Raw genomic sequence first — 17,235 nt, 5'->3', positions numbered from 1 at the left:
CTTATACTGTTGTTTTACTGCCAGAAAACAAGCGTCTTATTCTGCTGAGTAGAAACGCCGCTTTTAGCTTTCTCTTCAGATTTGCAGTTGGCCTGTAGTAAAAGGACTTGAAAAGCGAATCAACGAAAGGTTTGCCCAGTGGCTTATCCATTAAGATATACCCTTCTGCCTGTAGGAGGTAATGTTCAGCCAAAAAGTTGATGTAATCCTGATGAGAAATTTGTTTCACCTCTGATCTTTTACGGCGAGCTATCGCATTTTGGGCGGCAATTAACTTTTCATCCCTGGACTTATTAAAGCCTTCAAAGCCTCTGGAAGCGCCACGGTTGCTGATTCGGAAATAATAAAGTGGTTTTTCAACAAAAACAGCATCCCCGACTTCTTCTAGTTTATATATAATGTCTTTGTCATCAGACACTTTGAAGAAAGAATCATAGCCGGGCGTCAAATCGTAATATTGCCGCTTGTATGTTAGCAGATGCCCAATTTTTTCCTCCAGAATCTCTGAATAAACCACCTGTGCGCTTTCAGGTGCAATTTCTAGTGGATTGAGCAGGTGGTCACAATTGTAATGCTGGGTATAGACAATGCTTGCCTCGGAGTGTAGCTGATGAAGGGGGACAATTTCTTCCAATGCATTAAAAGCGAGTTCGTCATCATGATCCAGTATCACGATAATTTCGCCGGAGCTGTTGCGTACGCCCGTACCTTTTGCGTTACTAACTCCACCGTTTTCCGGTAAGGGTATAAGCTTATACCTGGCTTTGAATGCACTTGCTGCAATGAATCGTTTTAGTACCTCTAAAGTGTTGTCCGTGGAGCAGTCATCAACCAGCACAATCTCCCAGTTATCATATGTTTGCCGCTCTACTGACTGCAACGTGCCGATGATAAGGTCTGGGTTATTATAACAGGCAATGACAACCGAACACTTCATACCAGGAATTGAGAATTATTATACCAGCGCTGCTGCAGCGTAAAAATAGATAATGTTTCTTTAAGAGAAGGGTATTTTCTAACTTTGCTCCCTATCATGAGCGCATAGATGCTGGAGTTTTGGCACAAATACCTCAATTGAACAATGCACTGGTTTTTGTAGTTCTGTAAGAAGAGCTGCCGAGTTGCTGCAAATGTAAGGTAAAAGCCAGAAAATCAGCTCGCTGGATTTAAACAGACACATGGAAACTAATTCACTAGAGCCAATCAGGCTCGATTCAATAGAAGAAGCGATAGAAGACATCCGCCAGGGTAAGATCATTATTGTGGTGGACGATGACGATCGCGAGAACGAAGGCGACTTTATCTGCGCGGCAGAAATGGTTACACCGGAGATCATCAACTTCATGGCGACACACGGCCGTGGTCTGATCTGTGCTCCTCTTACAGAAGAGCGCTGCGATGAGCTAGGTCTCGAGCTGATGGTCGGCCGCAATACGGCCTTGCACGCCACGCCGTTCACGGTATCCGTTGACCTGATCGGGCATGGCTGCACCACAGGTATATCGGCCTCTGACCGCGCCAAGACCATACAGGCTTTGGTAGATCCGAACACAGACCCGAACTCACTTGGCAAACCTGGGCACATATTCCCGCTCAAAGCGAAGAAAGAAGGCGTTCTGCGTCGCCCTGGCCACACAGAGGCTGCTGTTGATCTGGCCCGCCTGGCTGGGCTCGCACCGGCTGGCGTGCTGATCGAGATCATGAACGAAGACGGCACCATGGCCCGCTTACCGGACCTGGTGAAAGTAGCGGAGCGATTCAACCTGAAGCTTATATCTATTAAGGACCTCGTAGAGTATCGACTGAAGAAGGAAAGCCTAATCGACCGTGAGATAGCGGTGGAGCTGCCAACTGACTTCGGTAACTTTGATCTGTACGCCTTTACACAGCGCAGCAATGGTGCCAAGCACCTGGCACTGGTGAAAGGTGACTGGAAAGATGACGAACCTGTACTGGTGCGTGTGCATTCCTCTTGTGTGACGGGTGATATCTTCGGATCATGCCGTTGCGACTGCGGTCCGCAGCTGCACGAAGCCATGCGCATGGTAGAGCGTGAGGGCAAAGGCGTGATCGTATACATGAACCAGGAAGGGCGCGGCATCGGCCTGATTAACAAACTGAAGGCCTACAAGCTGCAGGAGCAGGGCCGCGATACGGTGGAGGCTAACCTGGAGCTTGGTTTCGGTATGGACGACCGCGACTATGGCGTAGGTGCCCAGATTCTGCGTGACCTTGGTGTAACGAAAATGCGCCTAATCACAAACAATCCTAAAAAACGTGTTGGTCTGATCGGCTATGGGCTGGAAGTAGTGGAAAATGTGCCGATAGAAATCGCGCCGAACCCGCACAACCAGAACTACCTGACTACCAAGCGTGACAAATTGGGGCATGAGATCCTGAAAAATACGATTGTGCGCTAGGCAGCCTTAAATAAATGAACAGAGAGCCCGTACCGCCAGGTACGGGCTTTTTTTGTACCAGACGCAAGGGTACAGCTGAACAATTTTTTCGGGAAAGGCCTATCCGCTTCTGTTTTCTTACGTTATGAATTGTATGTAATCTTTTGTGAAACAATAGGTTAGGTGGGTGGTTTTAGAATAGGTTGTTCACAATTTTAACGTTTTGCTAATGAAAAGACTGAGTACCAAATATTTGTTTTTCACATTATTAGTGGCTTTTGCCTGCGAAAGCGGGTGGGGTTGGGCACAAATGCGGGAAGGATTTGATACAGAGCGATGGCTGTATGGAAAAGTTGTACTAACCAGCGGAGACAGTTTGCAGGGGGCAGTGATTTATCATCCGGCAAAAGATGTTGTGCAAATAGCATCAGAAGACGGCACCATCAACTCTCTTTCAGCGGTCAATGTCAGTCATTTTATGGTCAGTGGTGTTTATGATGGCAAGCCGCAGATCTTTCGCTCACTCCTGTGGAATAGGGGAAGTCTTCAAAGCGATTTCAGGGTGCCTGTGTTCTTTGAGCAAATTAATCAGGGTGAACTCATGCTTATGAAAAGATACGTGGGGGTAACAACTGCGAAAGGAGAGCCTGTTCAGCAACAGGCAACGGCATCGCTGCAGACACACTATTTCCCGCACTTTGCCACTGCCGGCGATGAACTGCAGGAAGTTTTGTATGTGATGTTGCCCGACGGAGAGATCGTGCAGCTGCGCAAGCACAAAAAAGACCTGCTTAAGCTTTGCGGTGCGCATGCAGGAAAAGTGAAGCAGTATGTAAAGGCCAATAAGCTTGACTATAATAATTCCAAAGACTTACTCAGCATAGTAGACTATTATAATTCACTCTAGAGCCGAAAATCTTAGAGGTCGCGGAGCCGCACCAGCAGGATGGACGCGACTACAAGCACCGCGATATAAAACAGTGCAGGCAATACAGCCCAGGCAGGACTAAGCGCCATCATGGGGCTGGTGAGGCCATCTATAATTTCCTGCCCCGGCGTAGGGGTAAGGCTCCCAAACACTTTCATGGGCATAAAACGGTCGATGTGATCATCGATCTGGTAATGCATGATGGGCTCCAGTATTTTGGACCAGGCCAGGAAAGCGATAATAGCCAGCCCGCTTTTGCGGATCAGAAAGGCAAAGAACATGGCCAGGCACATATAACCAACAGCCTGCACAAAGAAGTAGGAGAGGTGATCGATCTTTCCGAATATGGCTCCCATGCTGGTGTCGGAGCTGTAAATCAATCCGAAAAACAAGCCCATCACCAGCAGAAACACAGTAGCCAATGCAGCCAGACCCAGTGTGACGTAAAATTTAGCCAGCACTGCCTCTGTGCGGGAACGCCCGTCTATGACCTGTTGCCTCAGCGTGCGGTAGCTGTACTCATCCGTGATCAGTACGATCACCAGTATACCCAGAAGCAGGTTGAAAAAATAGGCGACATAAGTGAAGCGCATCCAAAGGTTAGGGAAATCATACAGCGATTTGCCCAGCGATTGCCCGCCTACCATCATATTGCTGCTGAAGTAGATCAGCAGTACCTGCAGTAGCACATAAGTGGCCATGATCACCCAGAAAGTAGGGTATTGGAGTATCTTTCTGAGCTCAGTTCTGATCAGATTCATGCGGGGCTTATTTTTGGGTGATTTCAAGAAATTGCGCTTCCAGGCTTTTGCGGCGCACCAGGAGCTGGGATAGCACGATGCCCTGCGCAAACATGTCCCGGTTGAGGTCGGTACTGGTGTAGCCTTCAGAGAGGGTGAGGCTGATGTAGTTCTTCTCCTGCGCGAACTGCACAATGTAAGGCAGGCGTTCGAGCAGTTGCAGCACAGGTGCCAGTTCTTCGGCGCTGATGAGCAGCTGATCCTGCGTGGAGAGGATATCCCCTACAGGACCATTGGCTTTGAGCTTTCCTGCCTGCAGCACGGCCACGTGCGTGCACACTTTCTCTACTTCATCGAGCAAGTGACTGGCCAGCAGAATGGTTTTGCCCTGTGCAGCAATCCGTGTGATCAGGTCGCGCACCTCAGCTATACCTTGCGGGTCGAGGCCATTGGTCGGTTCATCGAGCACCAGCACCTCCGGGTCGTTGAGCATGGCGGCGGCCAGTGCCAGGCGCTGTTTCATTCCCAGCGAGAAGCCTTTGAAGGTGGTGTGGCTACGGGTGCCGAGGCCTACCATGTCCAGCATCTTGTTGATGTTCCGGTGGTCTGCCTGCTTGGTGTCGGCCACTACTTCCAGGTTTGCGCGGGCTGTGAGGTAGGGGTAGAAATTGGGTGTTTCGAGCAGTGCGCCAACCCTACGCTTCGTTTCCCTGCTTACAGAGCTACCAAACCACAGAAAGCTGCCAGCACTCGGCCGGATCACGTCCAGCACCATACCTAGTGTAGTGGTTTTGCCGCTCCCGTTCGGGCCAAGCAAACCATAAATGCTACCCGCCTCCACCTGAAGTGTCAGCCGGTCCACGGCCTGCAGGCTTCCGTATTTCTTTGAGAGTTCGTCCAGGTATAAGACTGTTGCCATAGCGGGAAGTCGTTTAGACAAATATAGCCTTTTTCTGATACTGTTTGAGAAAAGAAAAGCGCTCTGCTCAGGTATAGCAGGAGCGCTTTTCATGCTGTGAAAATGGACTTATGCCTCCTGTCGTTCTGTTCGGTACCTGGGTAAAAGAGAGGCCAGGCCGCTGCTATCTAGTCTCAGGATTTCCCGAAACAGGTTCGGGATTTTCAACTTACAGGATGACAAAAAATGGGACAGCTAGTAATTGTTGCTGAAGTCCAGATTGTAAAACAGGCTTACCTGCAGGGTATGGTTGTGCTCGAATACAGTGCCGTTGGCCTTCTGCACGATCTGGTTGAGGTAGCCTAATTCGATAGAGGCAGCATTGTTGATTTTGTATCCCAGCGCAGCATAAGCACGGTTCTGGTCGAAAATATTCCGCTGGATGTTGTTGCCGAAGCCGATGAAGATCTCGTCATAGGCTGCCAAAAATGGCTCACCTGCGTCGATGCTGGTGCCGATAAGCGGCAGGGTAGCCTTGAGCATGTAGCGTGCCCGGTTGAGGTAAGTGGAGGTCTCGGCTCCAGCCGGTTTGATCCAGCGCTGCTCCAGTCTGTAGCGGTGCATCAGGCCCACCCGCGACACGCTGTTCCTGAGCTGCAGCTGCTGGTAAATGCGGTGCTCGGGGAAAGTACCCGCTGCCGGGAAGTCGCCGTAAGGGTGCGTTTCGATGTAGCCATAGCCCAGCGTGAACATGGCCGATGGGGTAAGGTCATAGTTTATACCTGTGCGGATAAGTAGTTGCTGCGGGTCTTTGAGTATATTGTGGCGTCGCCACTGTACCTCGGTATGCAGTCCCCACCTGGTGTTGAGTTTGTGGTCGCCGAAGTACATGTACCAGCCGTTGTTATTGAAGTCTTTTATGCGTTCGCTTTGCGCCTGTACCGGAGCGCTCAACCATAGAAGAAGGCTCAGGGCCGGTAAAATTCTGAAGAGTATACCTTTCATATCCATGTTGACAAAGTTCGACCCCAAAAGATTGAAATTCAACTTGAATATTCGTCTATTTTTTACTACTTATAAGTGATCATTACCACATGCAGGTAGATAAAGCAAAATACACGACCACAGAACTGAGCATGACGGCTGCCGAAGCCAATGTGCGGGCGCTGGTTTTCATCGTGCCGATTCTGGTGATCTACGTGGGGACTTATCTGCTCATCTGGCCCGAACAGTTCTCGACTCAAAATCTGCGGCAGCTTGTGCAAACGAACCGGGACCTGCTGATGATCTCTCCCATGATCATGTTGCTGGTTTTCATAATCGGGGCAGTAGTGCATGAGTTACTGCATGGCCTCACCTGGGCAGTCTTCTGCAAAAATGGTGTGAAGTCGATCAAATACGGCGTGTACTGGAAAATGCTGACGCCTTACTGCCACTGCAAAGAGGTGTTGCCGCTGAGGCAGTACGCGATTGGCGGGATGATGCCGGGACTGGTGATGGGGCTATTGCCCGCACTGGCAGGTATAGCCATGGGGCATTTTCTGCTCTTCCTGTTTGGTCTGTTCTTCAGTATGGCCGCTGCCGGTGACTTACTAATTCTCTGGATGCTGCGTCATCAGCATAGCTCCGACCTCGTGCAGGACCACCCAGACAAGATCGGTTGTTTTGTGCTTAGCTCAAAAAAATCTGCTTAACAGATGCCTACACTTATACGTCCGCAAGATGTCAGCCAAAAGCGCCTGCTATTGCCAGGCTTTCTGCTGCTGCCCGTTACCTTCGCCGCCTTTTATTTACTGCCGCAGCTTTTGGGCAAAACGACCGGGTATCTGACCAGTTTTATACTGTACTGGTGCTGGTGTATTGTGCATGGGCTGGTGTTGAAGAAGGATAATATGGGGAAACGCTACAGCTGGCCGCCACGCACAGGTATAGACTTACTCCTGGCAACGCTTTGCTTTGTGCCGGTGATCGGTGCTTTTACAGCAGCTTTTCTGGTTGCATATCCCTTCCTCGGTCCGGAGCTATACCTGGTGCTGGCGCTTGCTGCTCTCACCAATGGTTTTGTGGAAGAGTTTTACTGGCGTGGTGCTTATACGAGCAGGTATGGGCAAAATAAAATGTACGCCTTCGTGCTTCCTACGCTGCTTTTCGGGCTCTGGCATATTTCGGTTTATGCCGCCTATGGCATCAGCTACCAGGGAGGGTTTTTACCTTTGGTGGGTGGCGCATTTATGATGGGCCTGCTTTGGGGCTATACTGCTTTCCGGCAACAACGCATTCTTATACCTACCCTGGCGCATATCCTGACCAATTTCTTTGCTTTCTCTAATCTGATCGTGGAGAACTGGGCACTGTAGGAAAGTCGCGCCTTTTGGCTATATTTAAGGTATGGCTCTTTGAGACTTTAAGCATCAGACTATGAATTATAAAAAATTACTTGGCGGAGGCCTTACCCTGGCAGCTCTGCTTTGCAGCAACCTGCAGGCTTCGGCACAGGATTACAAGCAATTGCACGAACAAGCTATCGTTGTGGATACGCACAACGATGTGCTGATCTCGGTACTGGAAGGGCTGCGGCTAGAGGACGACCTGCGCGGCAAAACACACTCTGACCTGGCCCGCTTCAAAGAGGGTGGAGTGGATGTGCAGGTTTTTTCGGTTTGGAGCGACGGCACCTATGGGAAAGGCAAAGGCTTTAAGTTTGCCAACCTTCAGATTGACTCACTCTACGCCATCGTGGAGCGCAATCCTGACAAAATGATGATTGCCCGTACGCCTGCCGATATAGAGCAGGCTGTTGCACAGAATAAAATGGCGACCATGATCGGGGTAGAGGGCGGCCATATGATGGAAAGCAACCTGAAGTACCTGGAGGCGCTACACAAACGCGGCACCATCTACATGACCCTGACCTGGAACAACTCAACTCCATGGGCTACCTCTGCCATGGATGAAGAAAGCGGCGAACTGCCCAAGAACCGCAAGCCCGGACTAACCAAGTTTGGCAAACAGGTAGTCCGTAAAATGAACGAATTGGGCATGCTGGTCGACCTGAGCCACGTAGGGGAGCGTACTTTCTGGGATGCCATGGCTACGACCACTAAGCCCGTACTGATCTCACACAGCTGCGTGCATCACTTCAACCCGCATTTCCGCAACCTGAAAGACGACCAGATCAAAGCCATCGCCAAAAACGGCGGCGTGATCCACCTCAATTTCTTTTCCGGCTTCCTGGATCCGGACTATGACAAGCGCATGAGTGCTTTTCGGGAGCGTCACAAAGCCGAAGTAGACTCACTGCGCAAGGAAGGGAAGAACTCTATTGAGATATTTGACTGGGCGATGGAAAACTATCCGGAAGAAGCTTCCCAACTGCGTCCGCCCCTGTCAATCCTGCTCGACCATCTGGACCACATCGTGAAGCTGGTCGGCGTAGACTACGTCGGTCTCGGCTCTGACTTTGATGGTGTCACTTCCACACCGAAGCAGCTCGATAGTGTAGCCGATATGCCGGTGATAACCCGTGAATTGCTTGCCAGAGGGTATAGCGAAGAGGATATTAAGAAGATACTGGGCGGGAACTTCCTGCGCGTGCTGCGGGCAAACGTAGGTTCTTGAGCAGGTAAATCAACTGAGTAACTTATCAGTTAGCATAAAAAGCCCTTAAATCAGCGATTTAAGGGCTTTTTTGTTTTTAGCCCCTCCTGAATTTTACGATTTCTCTCCTTTCTGAGGCAGCCAATTCGGGTACCCGAATTGTGGTGCAACTAGCTGTCTGTAAGTAAGATGTACATATTTTTTACATCTTGCGCGGCCTTCGTTTGAATGTTAATTTTAAGCATAAAAGGAGGAATTGTATGGACACCAAGATCAGTATCCTGTTCTACGGCAGGAAAGCCAAGACCACCAAAGACAATCTCTTGCCGATCTACCTGCGCGTCACGCTGCAGGGCAGGCGGCTGGAGCTCAGCACCCACCGCTACGTCTCGCCCGAGCGCTGGTCGGCGGAGGCGGGCAAAGTGAAGGGCAGCTCAGCCGAGGCCCGGAGCGTGAACGCCTACCTGGACACCCTCCGGAACAAGGCCTATGGTCACCACCGGGAGCTGCTCGAGGAAGGCAGACCCGTGACAGTGGAGACGTTCAGGGAAAAGTGGATGGGAGTGGAGGAGAAGCCGGTGCTGCTGCTGGAGGTGTACCGCATGCACAACGAGCGGATGGCGCAGCTGGTGGGCAAGGACTACGCCCCGGGCACCCTGGAACGCTACACGACCTCCCTGCAACACACCCGCGACTTCATCCGGTGGAAGTACGGCGCCGAGGACATCGACGTAAGGAAGCTCTCCTACGGCTTCATCACCGACTACGAATTCTGGTTCAAGACCGTGCGCAACTGCGCCCACAACACCACCATGAAATACCTGGCCAACTTCAAGAAGGTCATCCACCTGTGCCTCAAGAACGGCTGGCTGGAGCGCGACCCTTTTTTGGGCTTCAAGATGAGCAAGCGGGAGGTGGTGCGCGAGTGCCTCACCCAAACCGAGTTGCAGCGCATCGCAGAAAAGGAGTTCGCCACCGACCGGCTCGCGCAGGTACGGGACGTGTTCCTCTTCAGCTGCTACACCGGCCTGGCTTATGTAGACGTGCAGCAGCTCAAGCGCTCCGAAATAGGGGAAGGCATGGACGGAGAGCGTTGGATTTTCACCAGGAGGCAAAAGACAGAGACGCCCTCCCGGATCCCGCTCCTGCCGATGGCCCTGGCTATTCTGGAGAGGTACCAGGATCATCCGCAGTGCCTGTATCAGGATAGGGTGCTGCCGGTGCTCAGCAACCAGAAGATGAACGCCTACCTCAAGGAGATTGCTGACGTGTGCGGTATACAAAAGACGCTCACCTTCCACATTGCCCGCCATACCTTTGCTACCACCGTCACCCTCTCCAACGGAGTGCCCATCGAGGTAGTAAGCCAAATGTTGGGGTACCGCAACCAGAGAACCACCCAGCTTTATGCCAAGATCCTGGACCGGAAGGTAAGCGAGGACATGCAGCAGCTCCGGGACAGATTGCTAATGAAGGGGGGGGAGTAGCCGCTCAGTGAAATCTTCTGTTTGTACCGCCTCACGGGTAGGGCATATCCTCATCAATGGTCAGCCACTGCTTCTACATGGAGATTCCCTCCGCTAAAGCAGATGGGATTCTTGGACTACCCGCCCCTTGTCGTTGTATAGGATACATCGGTGTCTGACTCCCAAGTATCAGGGCTTTCTATGGCATTTGCTCGTGATCACAGGTGTGGACGCGCCTCATACGATACCTACTCCACAGGCACAACCCTGTAAATCGTCCCCGGGCTCTCCACTGCGACATAGATATACCCATCCGGTCCCATTTTCACATCACGCACGCGGCCGATGTTTTTGAGTAGCTTCTCTTCACTCACAATCTTGTCGCCATCCATTTTGAGCTTGCTCAGGAACTGAAAACGGAGAGAGCCAACCAGCAAGTCGCCTTCCCAACCTTTGTAGCGGTTGCCCGTCACGAAAGCCATACCTGATGGGGCGATCGAAGGGACCCAGTACCAAAGCGGCTGCTCCATACCTTCTTTCTTTGTCAGCTCAGTCAGCACGGTGCCGTTGTAGTTAATGCCGTATGAGATCACCGGCCAACCGTAGTTCTTGCCTTTTTCGGCGATATTTACCTCGTCGCCACCGCGTGGGCCATGCTCGTTTGTCCAGATAGCGCCAGTGCGTGGGTGGATGGTCATGCCCTGAATGTTGCGGTTGCCGATAGTCCAGATAGAGCCGATGGCACCTTTTTCGTTCACAAAAGGATTGTCGGCAGGTATAGAGCCGTCGTCATTGATGCGGTGGACCTTGCCTGCCGTCCGCTCCAGGGTTTGCACGTTTTCGTGATGCTGACCACGGTCACCTACGGACACATACAGCAAACCGTCACGACCAAACTCCAGGCGAGAGCCATAGTGGTGGCGGGTGCGGGCCCAAGGCTGCGCCTCAAAGATCACTGTCTGATCCGTGAGCTTATTGCCTTCCAGTTTGGCGCGCAGCACGGCCGTGGTCGACAGGGTTTGCTCGCCCCCTTTTTTGAAGGCGGAATAGGAGAGATAGATTAGGTTGTTTTTGGCAAAGTCAGGGTGTAGCTCTATATCCAACAGGCCGCCCTGTCCTTGAGCCAGCACTTCCGGTGTACCAGCAATTTTCTGCAATTGACGGCTTCCCTTTGGCAGGCGGTAAAAAGCGCCGTTACGGTCCGTGATCAGCATATCGCCGTTCGGCAGGAACGCCATACCCCACGGAATTTCCATACCGGTCGCCACGGTGTCGAGGCGGTAGCTGAGTGACTCGGAGGTATAGACAGCACTGGCTGCGGCTTCTTCGGTGAAGTCGTATTGCTTCACGTTCTGTATACCTTCCTGAATGTAAGCTACCAAGGCAGTGATCTCCTGGTCAGAGAAAGTCTGCTCAAAAGCGGGCATGCCTTCCTCTGGATATCCATGTTTGATAGCGGCAAAGAGGTTGTTGGCGGTGCTGCCGTGTTTCCATTTGCGGTCCGTGAAGGCCTCCATTTGTTCGCCGTGACAGCCGGAGCAATAGCTGGCGTAGTTGGTGCGGGCTTTCTCCAGTTGCGCCTCGCTAAGAGCTACTTCTTTGGTAGAATTTTCTGCTGTAATTTCGGTATAAGAGCTGGCTGAGGTGGTACTTGAGTTGGAACTGGTACAGCTTTCGAAGCTTAAAAGTATCAACCCCAGTAATGACAAAAAATTAATTGAATTGTTGATCATTCAGCTTATTTTAGACTATTCTATTTATTGCATCAGTAAGTGAAGCAAATATACTATACATACATGACTATATATAGCACATTCAAGAAGATGATCCAGTGTGGTGAGTTTGAAACAAATGTCATTAGAATTTATAACTTATCGTCATTATTACATATTGCAAAAGCTCTAAGAGTTAGCACCCGCTTTACATACTGATATTCCTTTTGAAGGAATTGGGCTCTAAGCTGAAAATTAAATTGCCTTCAACGGGATGATTCAAGTTTGCAACTACTAATCATATGGACTTTATATAATAGTATCTAAAATTTACAACTACCTGATTTTTTATGCGAGACTTTTACCTTATTACATTTTATTACAAATCATTAAGTATAGTTAAATATTCACCTGGTAGGTATAAGCAAATCCTTTCTGTTAAGAAGAGTTTCACCTTTGTCAGTAAGTTACTTTTCCCGATTGCATTCAGAGACACACTTCTCCTCCTGTTATGCCTCATACTTTCTTCGTCAGGCTTCAGTCAGGTAATTGATAATTGGCAAGCGGTAGGCAGTGCAGGGTTTACAGCAGGGCGGGCAGATCATCCGAAACTAGCTTTTAATGAAAGTGGAATACCTTATGTAGCATATTCTGATGTAAGTAATGGAGGTAGAGCCACGGTGATGAAGTTTGACGGCATCCTCTGGGAGCCTATAGGGAGGATTGGTTTTACTGCGGGCACGGCAGACGCACCATCTTTAATATTGGATGCTGATGGAACTCCTTATATAGCATTTGGAGACAAAGCCAATGGAGATAAAGCAACTGTAATGAAGTTTAATGGTACCAATTGGGAAGTAGTTGGCACAGCTGGGTTTTCGATGGGAGCGGCATACAATTCATCCATTGCAATAGATGACAGTGGTAATCCTTACGTTGCTTACACAGATATATCTATTGGTGATGGAAAAGCGGTGGTAATGAAGTTTGATGGAACAAGATGGGTGACTGTAGGTGCTGCAGGTTTTTCGTCAGGGGTTGCGGATCATATTTCACTAGTCCTAGGAAAGGGTAATCTGCCTTATGTAGCCTATCGGGATTATGGTAAAGAAAGCAAAGCTACTGTAATGAAATTTAATAATACGAATTGGGTGTCAGTAGGTAAGGCAGGATTTTCGGAAGGCTCAGCCATCTATACATCAATGGTATTAGATAAAAATGATAATCCATATGTAGCATTTGCAGATAGATCAAACGGCACCAAAGCCTCAGTAATGAAATTCAATGGTACCAATTGGGAATCAGTAGGGGAGTCAGGTTTTTCAGTAGAGTCTGCATATTTTACGACGTTGGCTCTGGATAATGATGATTTACCCTATGTCGCCTTTCAGGATGGAATAAATGGTGCTAAGGCAACTGTCATGAGGTTCACAGGTACAAATTGGGAGGCTGTAGGGAATGCGGGCTTTTCAGCGGGACAGGCAAATTTTCCTTTCCTAGCCATCGATACGAATGGTACACCTTATGTCGCGTATCAGGATAGACAGAATGCCCTTAAGCTGACAGTGATGAAATTTAGTGAAAAGACAAATGCTAAACCAACTTCAATTACACTCTCTAATTTTATTGTCATTGAAAATGTTGCAGCTAACACCACAGTAGGCTTCTTTACTACCACAGACCCTGACGTTGAAGATACACACAGGTATACCTTAGTGCCAGGTGAAGGTGCTCAGGACAACAGCCAATTCAGAATTGATGGTAATACTTTGAAAATAGCTGTAATGCCGGATTTTGAAGTGAAAAACTCCTATAGCATTCGAGTTAGGACTGATGATAGAAAGCTTAATGGCATTTATGAAAAAGTTTTCAATATCGATATAATAGATGTAAATGAGGCTCCTACAGCCATTTTACTCAGTAGAACAGATTTAGATGAAGATAATGAAATAGGTGCAATAATAGGCACCTTTACCACCACAGACCAGGATTTTGAAGATTTTCATACTTATACTCTCATCGAAGGTGAAGGCAGTGCTGATAATTCTTCCTTCTTGATAGATGGAAATGCACTGAAGGCGGGAGAAATTTTTAGTTATGAAACGAAGAGCAGGTATAGCATACGCATTCAGACTAAGGATAGAGGAGGGCTTATCTATGAAACTTCTAGAGTGATCACTATCAATAAAGTTCAGAAGACGGTCACTAGTACACCAAAGGAAGAGAACATAAGGCTAAAGCTTTATCCTAACCCAGCTAATAGCATCGTAATAGTAGAAGGTGAGTTTTTGATAGATAAAATACAAGTAGTTAACAGCAACGGCGTAACTGTTCTGGTTGAGCGTGATTTTTCAAATAAGGGGCGTCTGAACATGGAGTCTTTGCCATCAGGTATTTATACTGCATTGATATTTACAAATAGTAAAATTTATAACCGAAGAATAGTAGTTGCAAAATAAATACCAACTGATTAAGGTTCAGTTTAGACCTTCATCTTTAAAATCAGAAACAGAAAAGCCACCCCTCGGGGTGGCTTTTCTGTTTCTGATTACAACGGCAGTTTCACATCTTTCATCAGCCTGCCCACCGGGTACATGTTGTGTGTTGGCTCGTAGTGCGGAGAGTTTCTGTACACAAAGTCCAGCTGAGCGCGGGCGCTTTTGGCGAATTCCGGGTCTTTCTTTTTGCGCTCCTCCAGTTGCTTGCGCAGGTCTGGGTTTTGCTTCAGGATATCCGCGGCCAGGTCCTCAAACACATAGCTCGAGAAGTACTCTTTCTGCATCAGGATACTGTCAAAGAAGTTCCAGTTGAAGTAGGAGTCAACGGCCTGCGGCTCCAGCGCCTCCACCAGGAAGCGGTTCGATTCCTGGTTCAGGTATACCACGTAGTCACCTTTCAGGAACTGACGCGGCATGGTGCGTGTCTCCACTTGCGTAGCTGTGTGTAGGTAATGACCTTCATATGCTCGCGGCGAAGTTTTGTAATCGGTGATGTAGTAGGTGTCGAGCGTGAGGGTGGTGTCGCGCTTGAGTTGGCGCATTTCCACTTTGTTTAGCTTCAAACGCTCGATCACTTCACGCCAGGCTTGTGGAATAATGTAAGCCACTGGCTTTTCCACCGTCACAGAGGGGGTGAAGGTGTTGTAGTAGTTGATGTTGGTAGAGTAGGGGGCTTTGCGATCGTAATAGAGGCGCTCGAGTCCGCTTACATCGCTTGGCTTATACCTGGCAGCATAGCCCAGGAAAGGAATCTGCTCCACCTTTGTGGTATCCAGCTGCCAATTCAGAGCAAAAGTCTTCTGCGTCAGCGTCTCCTGCTTGGCCTTGGCACGCAACTCACCTATTTCTTTGGCATCGCGGCTCACGGTGCTGATCATGTGCTCCATCAGCTTGTACGTCGACTGCACCCGTTGGTCAAATGGCTTGAGCATGTGCGTCTCCGGCACAAAGCCAATGGTGTTGTAAAGCGCGGTATAGCCAGTGGCATAGCGTGGCGACTCCATGAAACCGATGATGCCCTTCTCCGGTGTTTCGCCAATGGTGTTCATGTAAGGCACCATCGGGAATTTGTCTTTTTTCATGCCCTCGTAAAGCGACGGCAGCATTTTGCCCTGCAGATAACCGGCCAGCGTCGGGTTCAGCTTGTTGTGCTGTGTTGCGATCAGGGTCATCACGTGCTGGTAATCGGCCCCGTTGGAAGTATGGTTGTCCATGAAAACGTCCGGGTCCCAGTCGCGGTAGATCAGGTGGAAGGTCTGGGCGTTTTTGGAATCCGTCTTGAGGTAGTCGCGGTTCAGATCGAGGTTGCGGGCATTGCCTCTGAAGCCATAGCTCTTCGGTCCGTTTTGATTGGTGCGGGTATGGCTGTTGCGGTTGAGCGCGCCACCGATGCTATACACAGGTATAATGGCCAGCACCACATTATCAAGCTGCTTGCGTTTGTTCTTATCCTGCAGATAATCGCGGGCCAACAGCATGGTCGCGTCTATACCTTCGGGCTCACCCGGGTGGATGCCGTTCTGGATGAGCAGTACCCGCTTATCTTTCTGTTTGATAGAGCGCGGGTCGAAGTCTTTGTCGGTGGAGATGATGACCAGGTGCAACAAACGACCGGAGTCGGTATAGCCGTAGGGTACCATTTTCACTTCGTCGTAGGCAGCGTCGAGTTTGCGGTACCAGTCGATGGCCTCGTCGTAAGTGGCTGTCTGGTTCTTGTTGCCCTTCTCGTAAGGCGTTTTGAGGTCGTTTTTGTCAGGTGTTCCGGTAGCCAGCAGCGTGGCTAAAAGTAGAGTGGTTAGCATGTGTGGTGTTTACAATTGGTCTTGCAAAGCAATGTTAACCAATTCAGGGCAAAAATCCTGCTTATACCTGAAAAGTCTTCCGGTGTTTGTTAGTCGGGAAGAGCTGTTTATCCAGGCTATACTTGCCCGGGCCGATGAAGTAGAGGGCAAAGAAAAGGATGGCCGCTTCGAGTGCATGTGAGTAACCCCCAAATCCGTCGCCGGCGCTCATGTGGCGCAGCGTAGCCACCAGCATGGTGATAACCAGCAGGATGGTAGTCGGGCGGAAGAAAAGGCCCAGCACCAGCAGCGCACCGCCTACTGTTTCAGCAAACGCAGCCATAAAGCCCCAGAACTCCGGCATGAAATCTATACCCAGCAACTGCATGTTCGCTCCTATTTTAGCCCAGCGCTCGGGCCCACCGACCATTTTGGGCCAGCCGTGCAGGATGAACATAATGCCGATGCCGATGCGGAGCAGCAGCAGGCCGGTGTTTTTATAGCTGTAGCGGGTGCGGAGTAATGACATGAGAGCAATAATACGTAATCCGCTGAAGTATTACAAAAATCTAATATATTAAAATACCGCGTACAAGGGTATTGGCGGGTACCTGGTCGGGTTTCAGTTTGTGAAGGCTGTTCTGGTCTAACTGGCTGTTATCCAGTAAAAAAGACATGCCAGCGGATTCACTTACCGCCACAAAGCCCGCCTCACCCAAACTGGTGTAGGCAATCGGATGGTGCTGTGTTACTTCACTGTATTTTGATCCAATTCCTAAACCCTGTGCCGTTTTGTACTGCTCGCCTTGTACCTGGATGCGCCATACCTGGCAATCGGGCTCGCAGGTTTGCTCCACCAGCAGCCCACGTGGACTGTCGGGACCGCTGAAGACATAAGCCGTAGACTGCTGACCCTCGAGTTGTAGGGTGGTATCCCGTATCTGTAGACCTGTCGGCACCTGGTTGTGCATTTCCTCGATGGGCATACCTATCCGGATGTTGCCCACCTGCCCCTTACGAATGACAAAGTCGGCAGGCTGGGTTGCGGGGGAGGGGGTGCCTAATTCAACGGTTTCTGTCATCGGGCCCCCTTCGGTTTCCGTATCGGTAGTATTGGCCGCTTCATCGGTGTTGTCACGGTCGGCCAGGCAAGCTGCCATGCCCACCCCCAACAAAATGGCGTAAAGTATATTCTTAAGCATGAGGTGAAATTAGG

General features: G+C 49.8%; 15 protein-coding genes. 7 read left to right on the top strand and 8 right to left on the bottom strand.

Annotation, left to right across the window (positions count from 1 at the left end; translation table 11 throughout):
- Window position 1: 1 nt before the first annotated feature.
- A complete protein-coding gene (locus AC5FXQ_RS01590; RefSeq protein ID WP_493600752.1) occupies window positions 2-937 on the bottom strand; it encodes a glycosyltransferase family 2 protein in 936 nt (311 codons plus the stop codon).
- Window positions 938-1,178: 241 nt separating this feature from the next.
- On the opposite strand from AC5FXQ_RS01590, the gene AC5FXQ_RS01585 reads away from it, so the two are divergent.
- Window positions 1,179-2,420 carry a bifunctional 3,4-dihydroxy-2-butanone-4-phosphate synthase/GTP cyclohydrolase II gene (locus AC5FXQ_RS01585; RefSeq protein ID WP_493600751.1) on the top strand — a complete coding sequence of 414 codons (1,242 nt, stop codon included), beginning with the start codon at window positions 1,179-1,181 and terminating at the stop codon, window positions 2,418-2,420.
- Window positions 2,421-2,628: 208 nt separating this feature from the next.
- The gene (locus AC5FXQ_RS01580; protein ID WP_493600750.1) at window positions 2,629-3,306 is read left to right on the top strand and encodes a hypothetical protein; all 678 of its coding nucleotides are present in this window, start codon (window positions 2,629-2,631) and stop codon (window positions 3,304-3,306) included.
- Window positions 3,307-3,317: 11 nt separating this feature from the next.
- Here AC5FXQ_RS01580 and AC5FXQ_RS01575 read toward each other — a convergent pair whose 3' ends face one another.
- From AC5FXQ_RS01575 to AC5FXQ_RS01565, 3 genes are all read right to left on the bottom strand, one after another.
- Complete coding sequence (locus AC5FXQ_RS01575) at window positions 3,318-4,088, bottom strand: ABC transporter permease (RefSeq protein ID WP_493600749.1); 771 nt, start codon at window positions 4,086-4,088, stop codon at window positions 3,318-3,320.
- A 7-nt stretch (window positions 4,089-4,095) separates the two neighbouring features.
- On the bottom strand, window positions 4,096-4,986 hold the full coding sequence (locus AC5FXQ_RS01570) for an ABC transporter ATP-binding protein (protein ID WP_493600748.1): 891 nt from the start codon (window positions 4,984-4,986) through the stop codon (window positions 4,096-4,098).
- Between the two features lie 234 nt (window positions 4,987-5,220).
- The gene (locus AC5FXQ_RS01565) at window positions 5,221-5,970 is read right to left on the bottom strand and encodes a DUF2490 domain-containing protein (RefSeq protein ID WP_493600747.1); all 750 of its coding nucleotides are present in this window, start codon (window positions 5,968-5,970) and stop codon (window positions 5,221-5,223) included.
- 89 nt (window positions 5,971-6,059) lie between these two features.
- Here AC5FXQ_RS01565 and AC5FXQ_RS01560 point away from each other — a divergent pair, with 89 nt between their 5' ends.
- From AC5FXQ_RS01560 to AC5FXQ_RS01545, 4 genes are all read left to right on the top strand, one after another.
- Entirely contained in the window at window positions 6,060-6,659 is a 600-nt protein-coding gene (locus tag AC5FXQ_RS01560; protein ID WP_493600746.1) for a DUF3267 domain-containing protein, read from the top strand.
- Between the two features lie 3 nt (window positions 6,660-6,662).
- Window positions 6,663-7,322, top strand: a complete 660-nt coding sequence (locus AC5FXQ_RS01555) for a CPBP family intramembrane glutamic endopeptidase (protein ID WP_493600745.1) — start codon at window positions 6,663-6,665, stop codon at window positions 7,320-7,322.
- A 61-nt stretch (window positions 7,323-7,383) separates the two neighbouring features.
- Window positions 7,384-8,583 carry a dipeptidase gene (locus tag AC5FXQ_RS01550; RefSeq protein WP_493600744.1) on the top strand — a complete coding sequence of 400 codons (1,200 nt, stop codon included), beginning with the start codon at window positions 7,384-7,386 and terminating at the stop codon, window positions 8,581-8,583.
- Window positions 8,584-8,822: 239 nt separating this feature from the next.
- Complete coding sequence (locus tag AC5FXQ_RS01545; protein ID WP_493600743.1) at window positions 8,823-10,049, top strand: site-specific integrase; 1,227 nt, start codon at window positions 8,823-8,825, stop codon at window positions 10,047-10,049.
- Between the two features lie 227 nt (window positions 10,050-10,276).
- Here AC5FXQ_RS01545 and AC5FXQ_RS01540 read toward each other — a convergent pair whose 3' ends face one another.
- Window positions 10,277-11,761, bottom strand: coding sequence for a PQQ-dependent sugar dehydrogenase (locus AC5FXQ_RS01540; RefSeq protein ID WP_493600742.1), 1,485 nt, complete (start codon window positions 11,759-11,761; stop codon window positions 10,277-10,279).
- A 329-nt stretch (window positions 11,762-12,090) separates the two neighbouring features.
- On the opposite strand from AC5FXQ_RS01540, the gene AC5FXQ_RS01535 reads away from it, so the two are divergent.
- Window positions 12,091-14,199 (top strand): T9SS type A sorting domain-containing protein, encoded by a 2,109-nt coding sequence (locus AC5FXQ_RS01535; protein WP_493600741.1) that lies wholly within the window; start codon window positions 12,091-12,093, stop codon window positions 14,197-14,199.
- A gap of 89 nt (window positions 14,200-14,288) precedes the next feature.
- Here AC5FXQ_RS01535 and AC5FXQ_RS01530 read toward each other — a convergent pair whose 3' ends face one another.
- From AC5FXQ_RS01530 to AC5FXQ_RS01520, 3 genes are all read right to left on the bottom strand, one after another.
- Window positions 14,289-16,040 carry a M14 family zinc carboxypeptidase gene (locus tag AC5FXQ_RS01530; RefSeq protein ID WP_493600740.1) on the bottom strand — a complete coding sequence of 584 codons (1,752 nt, stop codon included), beginning with the start codon at window positions 16,038-16,040 and terminating at the stop codon, window positions 14,289-14,291.
- A 61-nt stretch (window positions 16,041-16,101) separates the two neighbouring features.
- Window positions 16,102-16,548 carry a DoxX family protein gene (locus tag AC5FXQ_RS01525; protein ID WP_007656753.1) on the bottom strand — a complete coding sequence of 149 codons (447 nt, stop codon included), beginning with the start codon at window positions 16,546-16,548 and terminating at the stop codon, window positions 16,102-16,104.
- A gap of 40 nt (window positions 16,549-16,588) precedes the next feature.
- Window positions 16,589-17,221, bottom strand: coding sequence for a mechanosensitive ion channel protein MscS (locus AC5FXQ_RS01520; protein ID WP_493600739.1), 633 nt, complete (start codon window positions 17,219-17,221; stop codon window positions 16,589-16,591).
- Window positions 17,222-17,235 lie beyond the last annotated feature (14 nt).

It is taken from the genome of Pontibacter sp. LHS1, from assembly GCF_058932855.1.
The sequence above is the reverse complement of the archived record's forward strand: the minus strand, read 5'-3'. Positions and strand labels throughout refer to the sequence as shown.